The sequence below is a fragment of the Micromonospora jinlongensis genome (genome assembly GCF_013410645.1).
Taxonomy (GTDB): domain Bacteria; phylum Actinomycetota; class Actinomycetes; order Mycobacteriales; family Micromonosporaceae; genus Micromonospora; species Micromonospora zamorensis.
In genome coordinates this window covers 4,491,424-4,514,383 of sequence record NZ_JACCHK010000001.1, presented here as the reverse complement: position 1 = coordinate 4,514,383, position 22,960 = coordinate 4,491,424, and the positions used below count along the sequence as shown (strand labels likewise).

General features: G+C 72.5%; 21 protein-coding genes. 13 read left to right on the top strand and 8 right to left on the bottom strand.

The genetic code is table 11. From position 1 onward, the window contains the following. Nucleotides 1-24: 24 nt before the first annotated feature. Both HNR22_RS20105 and HNR22_RS20100 read left to right on the top strand, forming a co-directional pair. The gene (locus tag HNR22_RS20105; protein WP_179781647.1) at nucleotides 25-708 is read left to right on the top strand and encodes a S1 family peptidase; all 684 of its coding nucleotides are present in this window, start codon (nucleotides 25-27) and stop codon (nucleotides 706-708) included. A 24-nt stretch (nucleotides 709-732) separates the two neighbouring features. Continuing rightward, nucleotides 733-1,296 carry a YbjQ family protein gene (locus HNR22_RS20100; protein WP_179781646.1) on the top strand — a complete coding sequence of 188 codons (564 nt, stop codon included), beginning with the start codon at nucleotides 733-735 and terminating at the stop codon, nucleotides 1,294-1,296. A 137-nt stretch (nucleotides 1,297-1,433) separates the two neighbouring features. On the opposite strand, the gene purB is transcribed toward HNR22_RS20100, so the two are convergent. The 4 genes from purB to HNR22_RS20080 all read right to left on the bottom strand — a co-directional run bounded on the left by purB (nucleotide 1,434) and on the right by HNR22_RS20080 (nucleotide 7,750). Then, nucleotides 1,434-2,858 (bottom strand): adenylosuccinate lyase, encoded by a 1,425-nt coding sequence (gene purB, locus HNR22_RS20095; protein WP_179781645.1) that lies wholly within the window; start codon nucleotides 2,856-2,858, stop codon nucleotides 1,434-1,436. Nucleotides 2,859-2,919: 61 nt separating this feature from the next. Beyond that, the gene (locus HNR22_RS20090; RefSeq protein ID WP_179781644.1) at nucleotides 2,920-5,292 is read right to left on the bottom strand and encodes a hypothetical protein; all 2,373 of its coding nucleotides are present in this window, start codon (nucleotides 5,290-5,292) and stop codon (nucleotides 2,920-2,922) included. Further along, on the bottom strand, nucleotides 5,285-6,301 hold the full coding sequence (locus tag HNR22_RS20085; protein ID WP_179781643.1) for a glycosyltransferase family 2 protein: 1,017 nt from the start codon (nucleotides 6,299-6,301) through the stop codon (nucleotides 5,285-5,287). The genes HNR22_RS20090 and HNR22_RS20085 overlap by 8 nt, the downstream gene beginning before the upstream one ends. Nucleotides 6,302-6,457: 156 nt before the next feature. Beyond that, complete coding sequence (locus tag HNR22_RS20080) at nucleotides 6,458-7,750, bottom strand: acetyl-CoA C-acetyltransferase (protein WP_179781642.1); 1,293 nt, start codon at nucleotides 7,748-7,750, stop codon at nucleotides 6,458-6,460. 55 nt (nucleotides 7,751-7,805) lie between these two features. Between HNR22_RS20080 and HNR22_RS20075 the strand changes: the two genes are divergently transcribed. The 7 genes from HNR22_RS20075 to HNR22_RS20045 all read left to right on the top strand — a co-directional run bounded on the left by HNR22_RS20075 (nucleotide 7,806) and on the right by HNR22_RS20045 (nucleotide 14,837). Further along, complete coding sequence (locus tag HNR22_RS20075; protein ID WP_179781641.1) at nucleotides 7,806-9,161, top strand: 3-oxoacyl-ACP reductase; 1,356 nt, start codon at nucleotides 7,806-7,808, stop codon at nucleotides 9,159-9,161. 80 nt (nucleotides 9,162-9,241) lie between these two features. Further along, nucleotides 9,242-10,117: a MaoC/PaaZ C-terminal domain-containing protein gene (locus HNR22_RS20070; protein WP_246382540.1), complete on the top strand. Its 876-nt coding sequence runs from the start codon at nucleotides 9,242-9,244 to the stop codon at nucleotides 10,115-10,117. A gap of 80 nt (nucleotides 10,118-10,197) precedes the next feature. Beyond that, nucleotides 10,198-10,950 (top strand): NUDIX hydrolase, encoded by a 753-nt coding sequence (locus HNR22_RS20065; protein ID WP_141912133.1) that lies wholly within the window; start codon nucleotides 10,198-10,200, stop codon nucleotides 10,948-10,950. Further along, entirely contained in the window at nucleotides 10,947-11,918 is a 972-nt protein-coding gene (locus HNR22_RS20060; RefSeq protein ID WP_179781639.1) for a protein kinase domain-containing protein, read from the top strand. Before HNR22_RS20065 ends, HNR22_RS20060 begins: the two co-directional genes overlap by 4 nt. A 9-nt stretch (nucleotides 11,919-11,927) precedes the next feature. Then, nucleotides 11,928-12,887, top strand: coding sequence for a hypothetical protein (locus tag HNR22_RS20055; protein WP_179781638.1), 960 nt, complete (start codon nucleotides 11,928-11,930; stop codon nucleotides 12,885-12,887). Next, nucleotides 12,884-14,146 (top strand): adenylosuccinate synthetase, encoded by a 1,263-nt coding sequence (locus HNR22_RS20050; protein ID WP_179781637.1) that lies wholly within the window; start codon nucleotides 12,884-12,886, stop codon nucleotides 14,144-14,146. Before HNR22_RS20055 ends, HNR22_RS20050 begins: the two co-directional genes overlap by 4 nt. Nucleotides 14,147-14,216: 70 nt before the next feature. Continuing rightward, entirely contained in the window at nucleotides 14,217-14,837 is a 621-nt protein-coding gene (locus tag HNR22_RS20045; protein WP_179781636.1) for a DedA family protein, read from the top strand. Between the two features lie 12 nt (nucleotides 14,838-14,849). Here the strand turns inward: HNR22_RS20045 and HNR22_RS20040 are convergent, their stop codons facing one another. After that, on the bottom strand, nucleotides 14,850-15,491 hold the full coding sequence (locus HNR22_RS20040; RefSeq protein WP_179781635.1) for a response regulator: 642 nt from the start codon (nucleotides 15,489-15,491) through the stop codon (nucleotides 14,850-14,852). Beyond that, on the bottom strand, nucleotides 15,488-16,639 hold the full coding sequence (locus HNR22_RS31895; RefSeq protein WP_179781634.1) for a histidine kinase: 1,152 nt from the start codon (nucleotides 16,637-16,639) through the stop codon (nucleotides 15,488-15,490). Before HNR22_RS31895 ends, HNR22_RS20040 begins: the two co-directional genes overlap by 4 nt. 170 nt (nucleotides 16,640-16,809) lie before the next feature. Between HNR22_RS31895 and HNR22_RS20030 the strand changes: the two genes are divergently transcribed. Then, nucleotides 16,810-17,475: a DedA family protein gene (locus HNR22_RS20030; protein ID WP_246380946.1), complete on the top strand. Its 666-nt coding sequence runs from the start codon at nucleotides 16,810-16,812 to the stop codon at nucleotides 17,473-17,475. Here the strand turns inward: HNR22_RS20030 and HNR22_RS20025 are convergent. After that, a complete protein-coding gene (locus tag HNR22_RS20025) occupies nucleotides 17,450-18,088 on the bottom strand; it encodes a TetR family transcriptional regulator (protein ID WP_179781632.1) in 639 nt (212 codons plus the stop codon). The genes HNR22_RS20030 and HNR22_RS20025 overlap by 26 nt on opposite strands. Before the next feature lie 67 nt (nucleotides 18,089-18,155). Between HNR22_RS20025 and HNR22_RS20020 the strand changes: the two genes are divergently transcribed. From HNR22_RS20020 to HNR22_RS20010, 3 genes are all read left to right on the top strand, one after another. Next, nucleotides 18,156-18,608: an SCP2 sterol-binding domain-containing protein gene (locus HNR22_RS20020; RefSeq protein ID WP_179781631.1), complete on the top strand. Its 453-nt coding sequence runs from the start codon at nucleotides 18,156-18,158 to the stop codon at nucleotides 18,606-18,608. A 1-nt stretch (nucleotide 18,609) separates the two neighbouring features. Beyond that, nucleotides 18,610-19,824 carry an acyl-CoA dehydrogenase family protein gene (locus HNR22_RS20015; RefSeq protein WP_179781630.1) on the top strand — a complete coding sequence of 405 codons (1,215 nt, stop codon included), beginning with the start codon at nucleotides 18,610-18,612 and terminating at the stop codon, nucleotides 19,822-19,824. A gap of 196 nt (nucleotides 19,825-20,020) precedes the next feature. Continuing rightward, nucleotides 20,021-21,583 (top strand): AMP-binding protein, encoded by a 1,563-nt coding sequence (locus HNR22_RS20010; RefSeq protein WP_179781629.1) that lies wholly within the window; start codon nucleotides 20,021-20,023, stop codon nucleotides 21,581-21,583. A 47-nt stretch (nucleotides 21,584-21,630) separates the two neighbouring features. Here the strand turns inward: HNR22_RS20010 and purD are convergent, their stop codons facing one another. Beyond that, on the bottom strand, nucleotides 21,631-22,881 hold the full coding sequence (gene purD / locus HNR22_RS20005; protein WP_179781628.1) for a phosphoribosylamine--glycine ligase: 1,251 nt from the start codon (nucleotides 22,879-22,881) through the stop codon (nucleotides 21,631-21,633). Between the last annotated feature and the right edge of the window lie 79 nt (nucleotides 22,882-22,960).

Genomic DNA, 22,960 nt, shown 5'->3' with positions numbered 1-22,960 from the left:
CGCCCCGCCCAAGGAGTCCACCCGATGCGCATCCGCCCCCTGCTCGCCGTACTCAGCATCGCGCTGGTCGGAGCCCTCGGCACCGCGTCCGGCGCGTCCGCCGCCCCGCCCGGCCCGCAACCCATCATCGGCGGCACCACCGTCTCGTCCGCCCCCTGGGCGGCGGCGGTCATGAGCAACGGCTCGTTCACCTGCTCCGGCAGCGTGATCTCCCCGCAATGGGTGCTCACCGCCCGGCACTGCATCAGCGGCACCATGTCCGTCCGGGTCGGCAGCGTGTACCGCTCCTCCGGCGGCGTCACCCGTACGGTCAGCGCCACCTACACCCGCAACGACCTCGCCCTCATGCGGCTCTCCAGCACCGTCAGCACCTCGACGGTCAGCCTGGCCAACAGCAACCCGCCCCTCAACTCGACGAACTCGATCTACGGCTGGGGCATGACCTGCTACAGCGGTTGCTCCGCGTCGAGCCAGCTGAAGACCGCCACCGTGCGGGTGACCAGCAACAGCGTCACCGACGCGTACGGCGGGCAGGCGATCCGGAGCACCGAGATCAGCGGCAACGCGTGGCGGGGCGACTCGGGTGGCCCGCAGTTCTACAACGGCCAGCAGGTCGGCGTCGCCTCCACCGCCGACGGGCAGAGCATCCAGAACTACGGCAGCGTTGCGTACAACCGGGCCTGGATCACCTCGGTGGCCGGTGTCTGACGGTTAGCGCCCGGTGCGGCGCGGATGGTCGGCGTCGTGCCGGCCGTCCGCGCCGCGTCGTTTTGCAGCATCCGATCAGGTGAACAATGCACCCGATCGGGTCACGCCACTCCTGACAGCATCGGAAACGTGCTGGTCGTGACGACAGAGCAACTGCCCGGCTACGAGATCCGCCAGATTCTCGGTGAGGTGGTGTCATCGATGGCCAGGACGCGCAACCCGTACCGCGAGGGGGTCAAGAACCTGCGCGGTGGCGCGTACGACCCGATGGCTCCGGACAACCTGACCCGGTGGCGCACCGACTCGGTGGCCCGGCTCGGCGAGGAGGCCCTGCGGCTCGGCGCGAACGCGGTGATCGGCATGCGGTTCGACAGCCGGGACTGCGGTGAGATGTGGATGGAGATCTGCGCGTACGGGACGGCCGTGGTCGCCGTACCCAAGATGCCCGAGGTCATGCCGGCCGACCAGCCGGCGGTCGCCGCGGAGACCGCGGAGGTAGCGGGCTTCACCGGGTCGCCCGGCGGCATCGCCGAACCGGCCAGCGCACCCAACCTCCGCACCGCCGCCGAAACCCCAACCGGCGAATAACCCACCACCTCACGCACCCACCCACCCAGGCCTCCACCTCAGCCCTGTTGATCATGAAGTTATTGCCTGCTACATCGGCGTGTCGTGGCGATAACTTCATGATCAACGGACGACAGGGGCGGGGCTGCGGGTTGGGGTTAGAGGATGGGGGGCGGGCTGTAGGTGGCGGCTTCGGGGTGGGTTTCGACCACCTTGGTGATGCGGCTGGTTACCGCTGCCACCTGGGCTTGGGCGGCGCCGACGAAGGCGGAGCGGTCGGCGACCAGGGTGTCGATGTCGGCGCGGGACAGGCCGAGTCGGCCGTCCGCTGCCAGCCGGTCGAACAGGTCGTTCTCCGGCGAGCCCTTCTCACGCATCGCCAGGGCCACCGCGACCGCGTGCTCCTTGATCACCTCGTGCGCGACCTCGCGGCCGACGCCACGCCGGACCGCCGCCACCAGGATCTTCGTGGTGGCCAGGAACGGCAGGAACCGCTCCAGCTCCCGGTTGATCACGGCCGGGTACGCGCCGAACTCATCGAGCACGGTGAGGAACGTCTGGAACAGCCCGTCGGCGGCGAAGAACGCGTCCGGCAGGGCCACCCGACGGACCACCGAGCACGACACGTCGCCCTCGTTCCACTGGTCGCCGGCCAGCTCGCCGACCATCGACAGGTAACCCCGGATGATCACCGCGAAGCCGTTCACCCGCTCCGACGAGCGGGTGTTCATCTTGTGCGGCATGGCGCTGGAGCCGACCTGGCCCGGCTTGAAGCCCTCGGTCGCCAGCTCCTGGCCGACCATCAGCCGGATCGTGGTGGCCAGCGACGACGGCGCGGCGGCGGTCTGGGCCAGGGCGGCCAGCACGTCGAAGTCCAGTGAGCGCGGGTAGACCTGCCCGACGCTGTTCAGCACGCGGGAGAAGCCCAGGTGCTCGGCGACCCGCCGCTCCAGCTCGGCCACCTTGTCGGCGTCGCCGTCGAAGAGGTCCAGCTGGTCGGCGGCCGTGCCGACCGGGCCCTTGATCCCCCGCAGCGGGTAGCGGGCGATCAGGTCCTCCAGCCGCTCGTACGCGATCAGCAGCTCCTCCGCCGCCGACGCGAAGCGCTTGCCCAGCGTGGTCGCCTGCGCCGCCACGTTGTGGGAACGGCCGGTCATGACCAGGTCGGTGTGCTCGTACGCGAGGAAGGCGAGCCGGGCCAGGGTGGCCACGACGCGGTCCCGGATCAGCTCCAGCGAGGCGCGCACCTGGAGCTGCTCGACGTTCTCGGTGAGATCCCGCGAGGTCATGCCCTTGTGCACGTGCTCGTGCCCGGCGAGCGCGCTGAACTCCTCGATCCGGGCCTTCACGTCATGCCGGGTGACCCGCTCCCGCTCCGCGATCGAGGCGAGGTCGACCTGGTCGAGCACCCGCTCGTACGCCTCGACCACACCGTCCGGCACCGCGACGCCCAGATCCCGCTGGGCGCGCAGCACGGCGAGCCAGAGCCGCCGCTCCATCCGGACCTTCTCCTCCGGAGACCAGAGGGCGACCAATTCGGGCGAGGCGTACCGGTTGGCCAGCACGTTGGGGATCGTCGTCACGTACCTCATTGTCCCGCACCCGCCGACCGGCACCTGGACCGGGCCGGGCTCCCCGAGGCGGTCAGGAGCCGCCGACGTCGTAGACGGTGACCGAGCCGGCGACCAGCCGAACCTGAGCCAGCCGGGCCAGCTCCGGCGACACCGCGCCCGCCCTGGTGTCGGCGAACAACCATCGGACCCCGTGCCGTGTGCGGAGGCGGTCCAGGTCGGCGGCGGTCGGCGCGGTGAACACGCCGTCGTTGAGCGCGAGCAACTCCTGATCGGGGAAGTCCTGCCGGGCGTACCCCAGGTTGTCGACGCCGTGCGCGGCCACGACCGCGTCGGTGTAGCCCCAGCTCTCCACCACCGTCCGGTGCCCGCCCAGCCCGGTCACCCAGAAGGCCCGGGCATCGCAGTGCGGGGTGGTCCGCACGGGACGGCAGTGCACGTTGGTGGCGACCACGTCGTCGTCGGCGGCGTGTTCGTCCAGCCAGAGCGCGGCGCGCATCTCGTCGACGGTCAGCGCGTACGGCTGCGGGCCGGTCGCCGGCACCGGCTCGGCCAGCACCGAGCGGACGACTCCGCCGACCGCGACGGCGGTGCTGGCGCCGAGCATCGCTGCGGTGACCCCGGCCACCGCGATCGTCGCCGCCCTCCGCCGTCCTCCCGGTGCGGGCACCCGGCGACGCCACAGGGCGGCCACCCCCACGGCGAGCGTGGCGGCCACCACGACGAACAGCACATACCGGAGCGCCGAGGCACCGAGCACCAACAGCCAGCCCTCGATGGTCCGCGTTGGGGGACGGGCGATCCTCGGCAACGCGAAACCCACCACCGTGCCGGCCGTGGCGAGCGCCGTCACCGCGCCGGCCACGGCGGGCACCACCAGCACCGGCCAGGGTGCCCGGGCCGCGGCGAGCGCCCAGACGGTCAGCACCGCACCGACCGGGATGACACCCATCCAGAAGTAGATCTGGCTGATCGACGGGTGCTGGAAGACCCAGGTGGTGGCGGCCCCGGCGAGCACCGTGCCGGCGAGCAGCCAGACGGCCGGATCGGCCCGGTGCCCACTGTCGACGAGCATGCTCATGCCCACCCACCGGGGTGCCTGGCCCAGCACCCACCAGGCGACCACGGCGAGCGCCAGCAGCCACCCGAGTACGCCGCCGTCGTTGATGCCCGGCGGCAGCGGCGCGTCCGGCCAGATCCCGTCACCCCCGCCGAGGGTCTCGGCGTACGGGGCGATGAAGTGCAGCAGCGCCAACGCCTGTACCCGCAGCGTGGACGCCCCACCGCCGGCGAACAGCCGGAACCCGAGCGCCATCGCCGCCACGAGGCAGGCCAGCGCCACCAGGGCCGGCCGTGGGACCCGCCGCTCCCACCACCAGAACACGGCCGCGGTGAGACCCAGGCCGGCGATCAGCGGTGGCAACGCGCTGGACTTCGCTCCCGCGCAGACCAGGCCGAGCGCCGGGACCAGCGCCCAGGCCGGGCCGAGGGAGCGCCCCCGGGCCACGTCGACGCAAAGCCCGGCGAGCAGCAGCAACGGCACCAGCACGTACGTCTGGGACGGGCTGCCGTACGACAGCGGCATCTCACCGGACACGCCCACGGCCGAGCCGAGCGTGAGCGTGCTGCCGACGAAACCAGCTACGGCGACCACCGGACCGGTCCAGACGACACCGCTCAGGTCGCGGGCGAGCCCGGCCGCGAGCACCACCGCCGTGCCGACCACCGGCACCAGCCAGAGTCGCAACAGCACCACCGTCGGCGCGATGCCAGTGATCATGCTGCCGCTGGCGATGTGGGCGTCGGAGAGGTAGTGGTAACGCAACTCCTCCCCCGCGACGTGCGGCAACTCGAACGGCATCGCCCGGGTCAGCTCCTGCACCAGACCCAGGTGGTAGAGCACGTCCTGGTAGTAGCCACCGGACACCGGAGGCAGGGGGACCATCCGCCACTGGACGTACCCCCAGGCCAGCACCACCAGCAGCGCCGCGCCCATCGCCCAGTGCCAGGCGACCGGCAGCGGGCGCCGCTCGCCGACCCGCCAGTGCCGGCGCAGCCCGGGAACGGCGGCGAAGGCGGCGAGTACGGGCAACGGCCACCACCGCAGCAGGGACTGCTGGCCGGTCGCCGCGGCCGACGCCCAGAAGACGATCTCGAGCAACAGGCCGGTTGCCGCCCCGTGGGCGAGGTCCTCCGGGAGGTTTCCCCGACTGCCGCGTACCGCGCGGTGCACCAGGGTCCCGGGGAGCACCAGGGCGAAGATCCAGTACGCGGAGAACCGGGCGAGGTCCGCGACCGGCACCCCGCCGCGCGACCAGACCAGGAGCAGGGCGGCGACGACGAGCGCCCACGGGAGCGTCGTGAGGCTCGGCAGGAGAGGGTTCCGACGCGACGCCGGGGCCGGGGCTGGGCTGCCGGTCCGCTCGGCCAGCAGGGTGTCAGCCACGGGCGCCGACCACCGGCCCGAAGTCGGCCCGCTTCTCCGCCACCGTCTCGGCGGCCGGCACCTCGTCCAGCGAGTCGAACCCGACGTGGAAGGCGGGTCGGTTCTGCACGGTGGCGTAGATCCGCCCGACGTACTCGCCCAGCAGACCGAGGCAGACCAACTGCACCCCACTGAGCAGCAGCACCGCGACGAACATCGAGGTCCAGCCGGGGATCGTGGCACCGGAGACGTGGACGACCACGCCGAACACGATCAGCGCGAGGCAGAGCAGGAAGCTCGACATTCCCAGCCAGGTGGCCAGTCGCAGTGGCGCGGCGGAGAAGTTCGCCGCGCTCTCCCAGGCCAGGGCCACCATCCGGCGCAACGGATACTTCGTCTCCCCGGCGGCCCGCGCCGCGCGGTCGTAGCGCACCTCGGCGCTGGGGAAACCGAGCGACGGCACCAGCAGCCGGTAGACCGGGGCCCGTTCGGGCAGCCGGCGCAGCACCTCGACGACGTCGCGGCTGAGCAACCGGAAGTCACCGGCCTGGGCGGGCAGGTCGGCGCCGACGAGCCGGCGCATCACCCAGTAGTAACCGCGGGCGGTGTTGCGCTTGAAGACCGTGTCGGTGCTGCGGTCGGCGCGGACGCCGTAGACCACGTCCACACCGTCCTCGCGGGCCACCCTGAGCATCTCGGCGATGGTCTCCGGCGGATCCTGGAGGTCGGCGTCGAGGCTGACGACCCACTGGCCGCCGGCCCGGTGCAGACCGGCGGTCAACGCCGCCTGGTGGCCGCTGTTGCGCCGCAGCCGGAGCACTCGGAGCTGTGGCCAGTCCCGGCCGTGGTCGAAGAGCACCGACACCGTGTCGTCCCGGCTCCCGTCGTCCACGGCGACCACCTCGTAGTCGACGTCGAGCGCGTCCAGCACCGGCCGCAGCCGGGCGACCAGGGCCGGGATGACCGCGGTCTCGTTGAACATCGGGATGACCACCGAGAGGGTGGTCGTCCGTGGGACGACGGACTCCATGGTGATACGGCCCCGTTCCGCACGCAGGAGTGATCGATTCCGCGCCCCGGGGCGCGGCAGCGATCACCGTTGCGCGGCGAACTCTCCGCCAGCGGGCCGGCTACTGAACAGACCGTTAACGTCTGTCGGCAGGTGCTCCGGTAAGGGACGTTCCGCTCAACGCTCCAGAATGGCGGTCACACCCTGACCGCCGGCCGCGCAGATGGAGATCAGCCCGCGTCCGCTGCCCCGCTCGGCCAGGAGCTTGGCCAGGGTCGCCACGATCCGCCCGCCGGTGGCGGCGAACGGGTGTCCGGCGGCCAGCGACGAGCCGTTGACGTTGAGCCGGTCGGTGTCGATCGCGCCCAGCGGCGTGTCCAGGCCGAGCCGGTCCTTGCAGAACTCCGGCGACTCCCAGGCGGCGAGGGTGGCCAGCACCTGGGACGCGAACGCCTCGTGGATCTCGTAGTAGTCGAAATCCTGCAACGTCAGCCCGGCGCGGGCCAGCATCCGGGGCACCGCGTACGCGGGGGCCATCAACAGCCCCTCGTCGCCGTGCACGAAGTCCACCGCTGCCGTCTCCGACCAGCTGAACCAGGCCAGCACCGGCAGGTTGTGCGCGGCCGCCCACTCCTCGCTGGCGAGCAGCACGGTGGACGCCCCGTCGGTGAGCGGTGACGAGTTGCCGGCGGTCATCGTGGCCTGCTCGGCGTCCGGGCCGCGGGTGCCGAAGACCGGCTTGAGCGAGCCGAGCTTCTCCACGCTGGTGTCCGGGCGCAGGTTCGCGTCGCGGGTCAGCCCCAGGTACGGCGTCATCAGGTCGTCGAAGAAACCCCTGTCGTACGCGGCGGCGAGCCGCTGGTGCGAACGCAGGGCCAGCTCGTCCTGGGATCGCCGGTCGATCTGCCAGCGCACCGCGGTGCGGGCGGCGTGGTCGCCCATGGACAGGCCGGTGCGGGGTTCCGCGTTGCGCGGGATCTCCGGCTTGAACGGCTGGAGTGGGCGCAGCTTCGCCGCGACCTTGAGCCGTTCGCCCAGCGTACGGGCCGAGTTGAGCTTGAGCAGCGTCCGGCGCATCTCCTCGTTGACCGCGAGCGGCGCGTCGGAGGTGGTGTCGACGCCGCCGGCGATGCCCACGTCGAGTTGACCGAGGGCGATCTTGTTGGCGACGAGGATCGCCGCTTCCAGGCCGGTGCCGCAGGCCTGCTGAATGTCGTACGCCGGGGTGTGCGGGTCGAGCCGGGAGCCGAGGACCACCTCGCGGGTGAGGTTGAAGTCGCGGGAGTGCTTGAGCACCGCGCCGGTCACCACCTCACCGACGCGCTGCCCGGCCAGCCCGTACCGGGCGATCAGGCCGTCCAACGCGGCGCCGAGCAGGTCGGCGTTCGACGCGTCCGCGTAGCGCGAGTTGGAACGGGCGAAGGGGATGCGGTTGCCCCCGATGACCGCGACCCTCCGGATGCTCTGCACGATCCGCCTCCTCGACATGTGTTGCTCGAACCCTACTCGCCAGTAGGCTACGCCTATGACCGACAGGTACGCGAGCTTCGTCCAATCGACTGCCGGCCGCACGCTGGTCAAGCGACTCGGGCTGCCCGACCCGCCCCGTCTGCGCCGGCACTCTCCCGGCGACCCGCTGCTGCCCGGGCCGGCCCTGCTCGGCGCGGCCACCGGCGGCCGGCTCGCCGAGCCGGTCGGCAGGATCCTGACCGCCGCCGGGGTCGAGCTGGCCGACCCGGCCGCCAGCGCAGGACCCCAGGACCGCTTCGGAGCCCTGGTGTACGACGCCAGCGGCATCACCGACTCCGCCCAGCTCCGCCAGCTGTACGACTTCTTCCACCCACAGGCCCGGGCCGTGCTGCCCGGCGGTCGGGTGATCGTGCTGGGCACCCCACCGCAGGAGTGCCCGACGCCCCGCGAGGCGACCGCCCAGCGCGCCCTGGAAGGTCTGGTGCGCAGCATCGGCAAGGAGTTCGGTCGGGGCAGCACCGCGCAGCTCGTCTATGTAACCCGGGCCGAGGACGGCGTCCTCACCAGCCTCGAGTCGACGCTCCGGTTCCTGCTGTCCGGGCGGTCCGCGTACGTCTCGGGTCAGGTGATCCGGGTCGGCGGCGGCGAGGCGACCGCCCCGGCCGACTGGGACCGCCCACTGGACGGGCAGGTCGTGCTGGTCACCGGCGCCGCCCGGGGCATCGGCGCTGCGCTGGCCCGGGTGCTCGCCCGCGACGGCGCACAGGTGGTGGCACTGGACATCCCGGCCGCCGGTGACGCGCTGGCCGCGGTGGCGAACGACATCGGCGGTACGGCGGTGCAACTCGACCTGACCGCACCGGACGCACCGACCCGGCTCGCCGATCACCTGGCCAGCCGACACGGCCGGGTCGACGTGGTGGTGCACAACGCCGGTATCACCCGGGACAAGACGCTCGGCCGGATGGACGCCGACCGGTGGGACCAGGTCATCGACGTCAACCTCTCCAGCCAGGAACGCATCAACGACGTGCTGCTGGAGCGGGGGCTCATCCCGACCGGCGGGCGGATCGTCTCGGTCTCCTCGATCGCCGGGATCGCCGGCAACCGGGGGCAGACCAACTACGCCACCAGCAAGGCCGGCGTGATCGGCCTGGTCGACTCGCTCGCCCCGGCCCTGCGGGAGCGGGGGATCAGCGTCAACGCGGTGGCCCCGGGCTTCATCGAGACCCGGCTGACCGCGCGTATCCCGCTGGTGGTCCGCGAGGCGGGCCGACGGATGAACAGCCTGGCCCAGGGCGGGCTTCCGGTGGACGTGGCCGAGACGATCGGCTGGTTGGCCTGGCCGGCCAGCGGTGCGGTCAGCGGAAACGTGGTCCGGGTCTGCGGCCAGAGTCTGCTGGGGGCGTGATGGGCACTTGGAGGCAGCCAGACGACGACCTCTCCCTGCACGAGCTGATCGACGGCCCGACGGAGACACTGTCGGCGGAGATGCGGGCCGCGGCACTGCGGCCGGAGCCCGCCGGCCGTGACCGGGTCGAACTGCCTCGGATGCCGGCGGCCGGGGCGCTCTACCGGCGGGCGTTGCTCGGCGCGCTGCCCGGCCTGGGCGGCGGGCGGCGCGGCACCGGCGTGCCGGGCGTCGAGTTGGCCGTGGGCGGGGTGAGCGTCGACCGGGCGCACCTGGCCGCCTACGACCGGGTCTGCGGGTTCCGGCTCACCGATCGCCTGCCGGGCACGTTTCCGCACGTCATGGGCTTCCCGCTGACCCTGCGGCTGATGACCGCGCCGGACTTTCCCATCCCACTGATCGGTCTGGTGCACGTCGGCAACCGGATCACCGTGCACCGCCCGATCACCGCCGACGAAACCCTCGACTTCACGACGTACGCGGAGAACCTGCGCCCGCACGACCGGGGGCGTCAGGTGGACGTGGTGCTGGTCGGCTCGGTCGCCGGCGAGAAGGTCTGGGAGGGTGTCTCGACGTACCTGGGTCGGGAGCGCAAGCCTGGCGTGGGCGACCGCAGTGGACGCCCCGAGCCGCCGGCGGGCACGTCCCGCTGGCGGGTGGAGCCCCGCGTCGGCACGGAGTACGCGCGGGTGTCCGGGGACCACAACCCGATCCACACGTCCCGGGTCGGGGCGCGGCTCTTCGGCTTCCACCGGCCGATCGCGCACGGCATGTGGAGCAAGGCGCGCTGCCTGGCCGCACTGGGGAACCGGCTGCCGGACGCCTACACCGTCGAGGTCACCTTCAAGCTTCCCGTCCCACTTCCGAGCACTGTGAGTTTCGCCCTCCTGCCGGACGGCGGGTTCGCCCTGCACGACTCGCGCGGCCGACCGCACCTGGCGGGTCTGGTGCGCTGACGGGCACCCCTCTTGGCAGGGGCGCTCGCATGCGCTAAGTTGTTCTCACAGCGAGATGTTCTCAGAATGAGAGAGACGCGATGAACGAGCAGGAGTTCCTGGCCGCGTACGACCCCCGGGCCTATCCGTCGGTCGCGGTGACCGTCGACGTGGTGGCGCTGACCATCCGCGACGACGCGCTGCACCTGCTGCTGATCCGGCGCGGCCAGGCACCCTTCGAGGGGCACTGGGCGCTGCCCGGTGGGTTCGTCCACCCCGACGAGGACCTGACCGCTGGCGCCCGACGCGAGCTGGCCGAGGAGACCGGGCTCGGCGGCGAGGGGCTGCGCCGCGTACACCTGGAGCAGTTGGGCAGCTACGGCGCGCCCGACCGCGACCCGCGGATGCGCGTCGTCTCGATCGCCCACCTCGCGTTCGCCCCCGACCTGCCGGACCCGGCCGCCGGCACCGACGCCGACGAGGCGATCTGGCTGCCGGTGACCGCGCTGACCAGCCGGCAGCTCGCCTTCGACCACGGCCGGATCATCGACGACGCGCTGGAACGGGCCCGGTCCAAGCTGGAATACACGCCGCTCGCCACGCGCTTCCTCGCCGCCGAGTTCACCATCAGCGAGCTGCGCGCCGTCTACGAGACGGTCTGGGGTCACCCGCTGCACGCCGGCAACTTCCACCGCAAGGTGCTCTCCGTGCCGGGCTTCGTGGAGAGCACCGGCGCCAGCACCGAGCGCGGTGGCGCCCGGGGCGGCCCGCGCGCCCGGCTCTACCGGGCCGGCGACGCCCGACTGCTGCACCCGGCTCTGCTGCGCCCCGCCCGCGAGGAGACGGTGCGATGAGGACGGCGGAGGCCATCGCCCTGGTCGCGGCGGCCCGCACCGACGCCGACCTGTTCGGCGCGGACCAGCCGGCCCGCCGCTACCGCGAGCTGGTCGCGGCCCTGCACCCCGACCGCCTGCCGGCCGACCCGGCGGTACGCGCCGAGGCCACCGACGCGTTCATCCACGTCACCACCCGGTGGCAGGCCCGGCAGGTCACCGTTCTCGGCGACTACCGGCTCGGCGCGCCGGCCCACTCGGGTGACCTGGCCGACCTCTACGACGTCGGCGCCGACCGACTGCTCAAGCTCCCCCGGCGGCCCGCCGACAACGACCTGATGGCCCGCGAGGCACACGCCCTGCACACCATCGCCGAACGCGGCGACCCGCGCTACCTGCCGTACGTGCCCCGGCTCGTCGACGAGTTCCCGCACCGCGACGCCGCGACCGGCGCCGAACGGCGGATCAACGTGCTCGCCACCGCGCCCGGCCTGCACGACCTCGACGAGGTGCGGCGCGCGTACCCCGACGGGTTGGACGCCCGCGACGTGGCCTGGATGTGGCGGCGGCTGCTGGTGGCGCTCGGCCTGGCCCACAGCGCCGGCATCGTGCACGGCGCGGTCCTGCCGCGACACGTGCTGATCGAGCCGGACGCCCACGGCGTGGTGCTCATCGACTGGTGCTTCTCCGCACCGATCGGCGGCACGATCCCGGCGATGGTGCCCGGCCAGGAGGACTGGTATCCGCCCGAGGTTTTCCAGAAGCGGCAGTGCGGACCGGGCACCGACATCTGGATGGCCACCCGCTGCATGACCTCGCTGCTCAACCGCCACGCGCCCCGCGAGCTGCTCGACTTCGCCCAGGGCTGCCGGCACCGCTTCCTCGCCGACCGTCCCGACGACGCCTGGCGTCTGCTGCGCGAACTCGACCAGGTGCTGGACCGGCTCTACGGGCCGCGCACCTTCCGACCCTTCACCCTCACCCCCTAAGGAGCTGTCATGGGCAGTGGAATCTGGTCCACCGACGTGTACGACGCCGCCGACCGCTACCGCCGGTCCACCGGCAGGAGCGCGTTCTCCTACAGCGACAGCGGGGCACGCACCGTGCACCCCGCGCTCGACCCGCGCGACGCGATGCGCGAGAGCCGCGACTCCGGCGAGCACCCGCAGTCCACCCCCGTCGCGGTGCTCTTCGACGTGACCGGCTCGATGCGCACCGTGCCGCGCGTCCTGCAGACCAAGCTGCCGCAGCTCCTCGGGCTGCTGCAACGGCAGGGCTACGCCAGCGACCCGCAGATCATGTTCGGCGCGATCGGCGACGCCACCTGCGACCGGGTGCCGTTGCAGGTGGGCCAGTTCGAGTCGGACAACCGGATGGACGACGACCTCGGCCGGATCGTCCTCGAAGGCGGGGGCGGCGGGCAGATGAGCGAGTCGTACGAGCTGGCCATGTACTTCATGGCCCGGCACACCGCCACCGACAACTGGGAGAAGCGCGGCCGGCGCGGCTACCTGTTCATCATCGGCGACGAGCTGGCGTACCCGCAGGTGAAGGCGCGGGAGGTGGCCCGCCTGATGGGCGACGACCTGACCGAGGACGTACCGCTGCGGCAGATCTTCGACGAGGTGACCCGCCGCTGGGACACCTACTTCCTGCTCCCCGCCGGCAGCCACTACGCCGGCAACGCCAAGGTGCTCGACTTCTGGCGGGGCCTGCTCGGGCAGAACGCCGTGGTGCTCGACGACCTCGACGCCGTCTGCGAGACCATCGCGCTCACCATCGGCCTCGGCGAGCAGGCCATCGACCTGGACGAGGGCCTGCGCCACCTGGACCACGCCGGTTCCAGCGCCACCGGCACCGTCTCGAAGGCCCTGGCCCGCCTCGGCCGGGGACGGCGGGCCGAGGTGTCGACGTTGCCCGCGTTCACCGACACCACCGGCGGGGTGACCCGGCTGTGAACCACGTGGCGGTGGTCGACCTCGGCTACGGCGACGCCGGCAAGGGCACGGTGGTGGACTGGCTCTGCGCCACCCGGCCCGTGCACACGGTGGTCCGCTTCAACGGGGGCGCGCAGGCGGCACACAACGTCGTGCTGCGCGACGGGCGGCACCACACGTTCGCGCAGTTCGGCGCCGGCACCTTCCATCCCGGTGTCCGTACGCACCTGTCGCGGCACGTCGTGGTGGATCCGCTGGCGCTGGCCACCGAGGCCGACCATCTCGCCACGGTCGGGGTGACCGACGCGCTCGACCGACTCACGGTTGACGGGGGCGCGCTGCTCGCCACCCCGTACCACCGGGCCGCCAACCAGGCCCGGGAGATCGCCCGGGGAGCCGACCGGCACGGCTCCTGCGGGCTGGGGGTGGGCGAGACCGTCGCGTACGGTCTCGCCCACCCGGACGACGCGCCCCGGGTCGCCGACTGCCGCAGCCCGGCGCTGCTGCGTCGGCGGCTGACCGCCCTGCGGGAGCGGCTGACCGCCGAGCTCGGCCCACTGGACGCGCCACCGGTCGAGGACTGCCTGCCCGCGTTCACCGGGTTCGCCGGGCGGGTCGCGATCGTCGACGGGAGCTGGCTCGCCGGGGCGCTGCGCGCGGGGACCTGCGTCTTCGAGGGGGCGCAGGGGGTGCTGCTCGACGAGTGGCACGGCTTCCACCCGTACACGACGTGGAGCACCACCACGTTCGCCAACGCCGACAGTCTGCTCGCCGAGGCGGGCCAGCCCGGCGACGCGACCCGGATCGGAGTGCTCCGGGTCGTCACCACCCGGCACGGGGCAGGTCCGCTGGTGACCGAGGATTCGAGCCTGCCGCTGGCCGATCCGCACAACCCGACGAACCCGTGGCAGGGCCGGTTCCGGTTCGGTCACTTCGACGCGGTCGCCCACCGGTACGCCCTCGATGCAGCCGGTGGGGTCGACGGCCTGGCGGTGACCCACCTCGACCTGGCCGGTCCGGGCCTGCGGATCTGCCGCCGGTACGACACCACCGACCGGCTCACCCCCGGCCCGCCCGGTGACCTGGACCGGCAGGCAGCGCTCACCGCCCGTCTGCTGCGTTCCCGCCCGGTCTACGACGACCCGCCGACGGACTGGGCGGCGGCGGTCAGCGCGGAGTTGGGCGCGCCCGTGGTGCTGACCTCGCACGGCCCCACCGCCGACGACAAGACCGCGCACGGTCCGCTGCTCGCCCCACCGGCGCTGATCGGCGCCGGCTGACGCGCGAGACCGGAGGGGGTGATCCGCCGACTCGGCCACCGGGCGGCTCGTACCCCGCGAGCATGGGGGCATGGACGCCCTGCTCGACCTCCTCCGTGGGACGGTCACGTCGCCGTGGGTGTACCTGCTGATCTTCGGGCTCACCGCGGTCGACGCGTTCTTCCCCGCAGTGCCGGGCGAGGCGGCGGTGATCACCGCAGGGGTGCTCGCGGCGAGCGACGGGCACCCCAGCCTGACCCTGGTGATCGTGAGCGCCGCCATCGGCGCGCTGGTCGGCGACCACATCTCCTACGCCATCGGTCGGGGCGGCGGCGCGCACCGGCTGGCCCGGCTGCCCGACGGCAGCCGTCGGCGGGCCAGCTCCGAGTGGGCCCGGCGCGCGGTGGACCGGCGCGGCGGAATCATTCTGACCACCAGCCGGTACGTGCCGGGCGGGCGAACCGCAGTCACCCTGACCATGGGCGCGGTGCGCTATCCCCGCCGGGCGTTCCTGCTGTACGACAGCATCGGGGCGGTCACCTGGGCCCTGTACTGCGGGCTGCTCGGCTACTTCGGTGGGCTGGCCTTCGAACGCGACCCGGTGAAAGGCGTGCTGGTCGGCGTGGGGCTGTCGGTGGCCGTCACGTTCGGCCTGGAGGGGATCCGGTGGCTGCGCCGCAGGGCACACCGCCGCCCCGCCGACCGACGTTGACGGCCACACATGTCACAGCAGGTCGGCGTCGTGCACCAGGATGGCCAGTTGCACTCGATTGCCGGCCTGGAGTTTCGCCAGCGCCCGACTGACGTGTGCCTTCACGGTGGCCTCGCTCATGGTCAACCGTCGGGCGATCTCCGCGTTGCCGAGGCCGCGCGCCACCTCCCGGACGATCTCCAGCTCGCGCGCGGTGAGCGGGGCGAGCCGCTGCCGGGCCGTGTCCCGACGGGCCGGACCACGCTCGGCGAACGAGCTGATCAGGCGCCGGGTCACCGTCGGGGCGAGCATCGCGTTCCCGGCAGCCACCGTACGGACGGCGGCGGCCAGCTCGCGGGGCGGAGTGTCCTTGAGCAGGAATCCCACCGCCCCGGCCCGGAGCGCCCGGTGCACGTACTCGTCGAGGTCGAAGGTGGTCAACATGATCACCTTCGGTCCGGCGGAGACCACCTCGGCCGCGACGGTCAGCCCGTCGACGCCCGGCATCCGCACGTCGAGCAGCACCACTTCAGGTCGTAACCGGTGGGCCTGCTCCAGCGCGCCGGCAGCGTCCGCCGCCTCACCGACGACAGTGATGTCCTCCGCCGCCTCCAGGATCAGCCGCAGACCGGCACGGACCAGTTGCTCGTCGTCGACCACCACCACCCGGATCACGCCGCACCCCCCAACGGGATCAGGGCCCGGACCAGGAACCCGCCGTCCACCGGTCTGGCCTCCAGCCGGCCGCCGAGCAGCTCCACCCGCTCGCGCAGCCCGAGCAACCCCTGGCCGGCGCCGGGCAGCGCCGCCCCGCCCTCGGAGGGACCGTTCCGGACCATCACCTCCAGCCCGTCGGGCAGGTAGTGCAGGCCGACGACCGTCTCGGCGTCGGCGGCGTGCTTGCGCACGTTCGTCAACGCCTCCCGGACCACGCGGTAGGCGGTACGCCCCAGCGTCACCGGTAGTGCCGTCGGCACGCCCTCGTCTCGCCGGGACACCCGCAGCCCGGCGGCGCGGGACTCCCCGATCAGCTCGTCCAGCGCGTCGATCCCGCGCTCCGGCACCACGGCCGGACCGGCCTGTCGCAGCACGCCCAGCACCTCGCGCAGGTCGGTGAGCGCCTGCCGACCGGTCGTCCGGATCAGCGCGGCGGCCTCGACTGTCGCCGGGTCTGCGGCGGTCACCTCCAGCGCCCCCGCGTGCACGACCATCAACGAGACCCGGTGCGCCACCACGTCGTGCATCTCCCGGGCGATCCCGGTCCGTTCCTCGGCACGGGCCCGGTCGGCGCGGGCCTCCTGCTCGCGTTCCAGTCGCTCGGCCCGGTCCCGCAGTGCGGCGACGGTGTCCCGGCGCGCCCGCACCCAGAGGCCGAAGACCAACGGGAGGCCGACCAGACAGGCGGCGAGAAGCAGCACGTTGCCGGTGGTGGCGGTGGTGATCCGGCGTGTGCCGCCCACTTCCAGCCCGACCAGCACCCCACCTGCGAGCACCAGGGCCGCGGCGGCGAGGAAGCCGGCGAGCCGTCGACCACGTAGCCGCAGACCCGCCTGGTACGAGGCGACCACCCCGGCCGCCGCAGCGGCGAGCACCAGCCAGCCCACCGCCGCGGCCAGGAACAACGGCCAGCGGCGCGTGCGGATCGTGCCGGCGGCCCACCCCGAGGCCACCGCGAGGACCAGCGCGACGACGCCCGGCAGTGGTGAACGGACGCCGATGTCACCGGTCGAGCTGGCCCAGACGGCTGCCGCGACGGTGACGGCGAGCAGCACGGAGGCGTACCGCTGGACGGCCCGCCGGACGGCGACGGCGCTGGAGGCCACGCAGCGAGCTTAGGGCGCTGCGGACGGATCGGGCCCTCCCGCGCAGCCAGACCGGGGTGGGGTGAGGGTTGACCCCGAGCCGCCGTCGGGGCCGGATGCGACCTAAGTAGTGGTGCCCGTCTGACCACTGGCCGATGGCGGGAGCCGCAGCCCACACCAGCATCAGGATCATGGATCTACTCGACCTGCTGCACGAGACGATGTCCTCGCCCTGGGTCTACCTGGCGATCTTCGCGATCGCGGTGCTCGACGGCTTCTTCCCGGTGGTGCCGAGCGAGACGGCGGTGATCACCGCTGGAGTCTTCGCAGCCTCCGGCGCGCCGTACCTGCCGGCGGTGATCCTGGTGGCCGCCGCCGGGGCGCTGGTGGGCGACCACGTCTCGTACGCCATCGGGCGGGGCGGTGGCGCGCGGCTGCTCGACCGACTGCCGCCCGACGGTCGACGCCGGGCCGCCATCGACTGGGCCCGGCGGGGAATCGCGACGCGCGGCGGGCTGATCCTCACCGTGGCCCGCTACGTGCCGGGCGGCCGGACCGCGGTCACCCTCACCATGGGCGCGGTGCACTATCCCCGCCGACGCTTTCTGGCCTTCGACGCGCTCGCCGCCGGCTCGTGGGGGCTCTACTCGGCGCTGGTCGGCTACGTGGGCGGGCTGGCCTTCGAACAGGACCCGTTGCGCGGACTCCTGCTCGGCCTGGGCCTCGCACTGACGGTGACGCTGATCGTCGAGGTGGTGCGGTGGCTCCGCAACCGCCGCCGTACGGCGCGGGCCGGCGAGCCGGGCACCGACGCTGTTCCCGCCGGGGCCGTCAGTCGGTCGGCGGACGCCAGGTGACGCCGTGCAGCAGCTGGGCGGCACCGAGCCAGGCCACGTTCATCATCCGGGTGGCTGTCTTCTCCGGGTCGGCGTCCGGGTGGTCCGCGAGCCAGTCGGCCAGCGACTCGGTCGCGCCGACCAGGGCGTACGCGACGACCTCCAGGTCGACGGCGGTGATCTCACGGCCCTCGGCGCGCAGCGCGTGGTCGAGCATCCCGGCGACCACCTCGACCAGCCGGGCCCGCATGGCGGCCAGCTCCCCGGCGAACGGCTGTTCGCCCCGGGCCTGCCGGTAGAGCACCGCCCAGCCGTCCCGGTGTGCGCCCACGAAGCCGAAGAACGCCCGCAACCCACGCCAGAGCCGCTCGTCGGCCGGCAGGTCGGGGGCGGCGGCTCCCGCGATGGCCTGCATCATCCGGGTGCCCTCCCGGTGCAGGCAGGCGACGAAGAGCTCCTCCTTGGTGCCGAGGTACGCGTACACCATGGGCTTGGAGATGCCGGCGTCCTCCGCGATCTCGTCCATGCTGGCGGCGTGGAAGCCGCGACGGGAGAAGACCTTCACGGCCGCGTCGAGCATCTGCTGCTCGCGGACGGCGCGTGGCAGGCGCTTGAAGGCGGGGACGGTGGACACCTTGCGAGCATACCTACTCGTGCGTAGGGTTACGCACGAGTAGCCAATCTTTCGGAAGGCACACCTGATGACTGACTTCGACCCGGCCACCTTCGCCAACGTCGGCCCCAAGGAGTTCGCCCAGCTGGTCAAGTCCACCCCGGACGACAAGATCGCTCAGGTGATGTCCGGTGACATGCGCGACAAGGTCCTGGGCGAGGTGTTCGGCCGGATGCCGTCGCTGTTCCGCGCGGACCGGGCCGGCTCGACCAACGCGGTCATCCACTGGGTCATCACCGGTCGCCCCGACGGCGGCAGCGACACCTACGAGGTGGTCATCGCCGACGGCACGTGCGTCGTGAACGAGACCCCGCAGCACGACCCGAAGCTGAGCCTCACCATGGGCCCGGTCGAGTTCCTGAAGATCGTCTCCGGTGGCGCCAACCCGGTGATGATGTTCATGACCGGCAAGCTGAAGGCGAAGGGCGACCTGGGCCTCGCCGCCAACATCGCCAACCTGTTCGACATCCCCAAGGCCTGACATGGCTGAGTTCTCGCTTGACCTGACCGAGGAACAGCGGGATCTACGCGACTGGGTGCACGGCTTCGCCGCAGAGGTCGTGCGCCCGGCCGCCGCCGAGTGGGACGAGCGCGAGGACACCCCGTGGCCGGTGATCCAGGAAGCCGCCAAGGTCGGCCTCTACGGCTTCGAGTTCCTCGCCACCTGCTGGGCCGACCCGACCGGGCTCTCCCTGCCGATCGCCAGTGAGGAACTCTTCTGGGGTGACGCCGGCATCGGCCTCTCCATCTTCGGCACCTCACTCGCCGTCGCCGCCATCTACGGCGCCGGCACCCCCGACCAGATGGTCGAGTGGGTGCCACAGTGCTTCGGCGACGTCGACTCGCCGGCCGTCGCCGCGTTCTGCACCAGCGAACCCGAGGCCGGCTCCGACGTCGGCGCGATGCGCACCCGGGCCGTCTACGACGAGGCCACCGACGAGTGGGTGCTCAACGGCCAGAAGGCGTACGCCACCAACGGCGGGATCGCCGGCGTGCACGTGGTCACCGCCTCCGTCGACCCCACACTCGGCTCCCGAGGCCAGGCGGCGTTCGTCGTACCGCCAGGCACCCCCGGCCTGGCCGCCACCCGCAAGCTGCGCAAACTCGGCCTCCGCGCGTCACACACCGCCGACGTCTTCCTCGACGACGTACGCGTGCCCGGCCGCTGCCTGCTCGGCGGGCGGGACGCCCTGCTGGAACGCCTCGACCGGGCGCGCTCCGGGCAGCGGGCCAGCGGACAGGCCGCGATGCGCACGTTCGAGCTGTCCCGACCCACGGTGGGCGCGCAGGCGCTCGGCGTTGCCCGGGCCGCCTACGAGTACGCCCTGGACTACGCGAAGGACCGCGTCCAGTTCGGACGACCCATCATCGAGAACCAGGCGGTCGCGTTCGCGCTGGCCGACATGCGGATGGAAATCGACGCGGCACGGCTGCTGGTCTGGCGCGCCTCGTGGATGGGCCGCAACAACCGCCCGTTCACCGCGGGCGAGGGCTCGATGTCCAAGCTCAAGGCCGGCGAGGTGGCGGTGTCGGTCACCGAGAAGGCGGTGCAGTTGCTCGGCGGGGCCGGCTTCCTGCGCGACCACCCGGTCGAACGCTGGTACCGGGACGCCAAGATCTACACCATCTTCGAGGGCACCTCGGAAATCCAACGACTGGTGATCTCCCGGGCGATCTCCGGGATGCAGATCCGCTGACCGCCGTCGGCCCGGCGCCTCTACAAGGGGGTCGGGCCGACGGTGGCCCGGACTCCACGATCTGTGCCGTCTTCGTCACCCCGCGCCGACGCCAACTGGGCCTTCAGCCACCCCCAGTGCATGATCAAGGAAGAAGCCCCTGATGGACGGGCAGGTCACTGCCCCGTCCGCGCACCACCCCTAGGAGGTCTGCGGCATGGACCTGCCGTTCACCGTCGCCACCCTGACCCGTCGCGGACTGCTCACCCCCGGCAACCCGGTCCGGATCGCCGCGCAGCTCAACGCCCTGCGTACCTGGGGGTGGAGCCTGGCTGGCGAACTGCGCCAGGCGGCTGCCCGGGACCCCGGCCGCGTGGCGGTCATCGACGAGGACGGCGTCGAGCTGACCTACCACGACCTGCTCGACCGGGCCGAACGGATGGCCAGGTCGATGCGGGCCGGGCTCGGCGTGCAGGCCGGCGACCGGATCGGCGTGCTCTGCCGCAACCACCACGGGCTGATCGAGACGATCGTCGCCGCCACCCTGCTCGGCGTCGACGCGGTGCTGGTCAACACCGGGCTCTCCGCGGCCCAGCTCGGCACCGTCGCCGAAGAGCAACAGCTGCGACTGCTGGTGCACGACGACGAGTTCGCCGAGCGGGTCCTCGGACTCCCCGCCGAGCTGCCCCGGCTCGACGAACGCGCCCGCGAGGAGCTGGTGGCCGGCGCACTGCCGGGTGACCTGCACCCGCCGGAGCGGGACGGCCGGATCATCGTGCTCACCTCCGGCACCACCGGTACGCCCAAGGGCGCCCGTCGTCGCACGCCGAGCGGCTTCGGCCCGCTGGTGTCCATCATCGGCCGCATCCCGCTGCACACCAGGGACCGGGTGATGATCGCCGCACCGATCTTCCACACCTGGGGGTTCGCCGCCCTCCAGGTCTGCTTCGCCCTGCGGGCCACCATCGTGCTGCACCGACGCTTCGACCCGGCCGCCACGCTCGCCGCCCTGACCGCCAACCGGTGCGACGCGCTGTTCGCCGTACCCGTGATGGTGCAGCGACTGATGGAGGTGCCCCCGCCGGACCCGCGCCCCCCGCTCAAGGTCGTCGCGGTCAGCGGCTCCGCCCTGCCCGGCGGGCTGGCGCCGAAGTTCATGGATGCCTATGGCGACGTCCTGTACAACCTCTACGGCTCCACCGAGGTGTCCTGGGCGTCCATCGCCGACCCGCAGGACCTGCGCCAGGCACCCACCACCGCCGGTCGGCCGCCGCACGGCACCCGGCTGGCAATGCTCGACGACGACGGCCAGCCGGTGCCGACCGGACGGGTCGGGCGGATCTTCGTCGGCAACGAGATGCTCTTCGAGGGCTACACCTCCGGTGCCAGCCGGGAAACCCGCGACGGTCTGCTCGATACCGGTGACCTCGGCCGGCTCAACGCCGACGGGCTGCTCTTCGTCGACGGACGGGCCGACGACATGATCGTCTCCGGTGGAGAGAACGTCTTCCCCTCCGAAGTGGAGGACCTGCTCGCCCAACTGCCGCAGGTTCGCGAAGTGGCCGTGATCGGCGTACCCGACCCCGAGTACGGCCAGCGCCTGGCCGCGTTCCTCGCCCTGCACCCCGACGAGACGCTCGATCCCGATGCGGTACGCGAGTACGTCCGGCACTATCTCGCGCGCTTCAGCGTCCCCCGGGACGTGATCTTCGTGAAATACCTGCCCCGCAACGCCACCGGCAAGGTGCTCACCCGCGAACTGCGCCGCTACTTCGGCTGAGGCGCCGCCCAGCCGACGGTCCAGCGGCTGCTCAGCCCGGCGGCTGCTCAGCCCGGGATCGTGATCCGGCCGTCGATGGCGGCGGCGGCGATGTCGGTGCGATGCTGCGAGCCGGCCAACTCCACCCCGTCCACCAGCGCGTACGCGGCGTCCCGCGCAGCGGCCAGATCGGAGCCGGTGGCCGTACCGCAGAGGACCCTGCCTCCGGCGGAGAGCAACGCGCCGTCGCTGGCCCGGCGGGCGGTGCCCGCGTGGATGATGCCCGGCCGGTCCGCGCCGGTGATGACGTCGCCGGTGCGCGGCGCGGCCGGATAGCCCGCGGAGGCGAGCACCACGGTGACAGCGCTGCCGTCGCGCCACCGCAGCGGCGGGTGTTCGGCCAGCGTGCCGGTGGCAGCCGCGTGCAGCAGCCCGCCCAGCGGGGTCTCCAGCAGCGCGAGCACCACCTGGGTCTCCGGGTCGCCGAAGCGCGCGTTGAACTCGATCACCCGGGGGCCGGCCGCGGTGATCGCGAGGCCCACGTAGAGCAGACCGGCGAACGGGGTGCCACGGCGGCGCATCTCCGCGAGCGTCGGGTGGACCACGTCGCGCATGACATCGTCGACCAGGCCGGGCGGTGCCCAGGCCAGCGGCGCGTACGCCCCCATGCCACCGGTGTTCGGCCCCGTGTCACCATCGCCGAGACGCTTGAAGTCCTGAGCCGGCAGCAGCGGCAGCGCCGCCTCGCCATCGGTCACCACGAAGAGGCTGACCTCCGGGCCGTCCAGGAACTCCTCGACCACGACCCGGCCACACTCGTTCGCGTGGGCCAGCGCGGCGGACCGGTCGTCGGTCACCACCACGCCCTTGCCGGCGGCGAGTCCGTCGTCCTTCACCACGTACGGGGCGCCGAACTCGTCCAGCGCCCGCGCGGTGCTCTCCTCGTCGGTGCAGACGTACGCCCGGGCGGTCGGTACGCCGGCGGCGGTCATCACGTCCTTGGCGAACGCCTTGGAGCCCTCCAACTGCGCGGCCGCACCGGATGGACCGAAGACGGCGATGCCCTTGGCACGGACAGCATCGGCCACCCCGGCGACCAGCGGTGCCTCCGGCCCGATCACCACCAGGTCAGCGGCAGTCTCCACGGCCAGCGCCGCCACCGCCGCCGGATCGGAAGCGTTCACGGCCCGCAACTCGGCCACCGAGGCGACACCCGGATTACCAGGCGCGGCAACAACCGCGGAAACAGCCGGATCCGCCACCAACCCGAGGGCGAGCGCATGCTCCCGCCCACCACCACCAACCAGAAGAACCCGCACGACCGAGATCCTACTGTCCCCCACCACCGGTGCTGTTGATCATGAGGTTAGCGGGCCTTTTGGTGATCCACTGACCCGT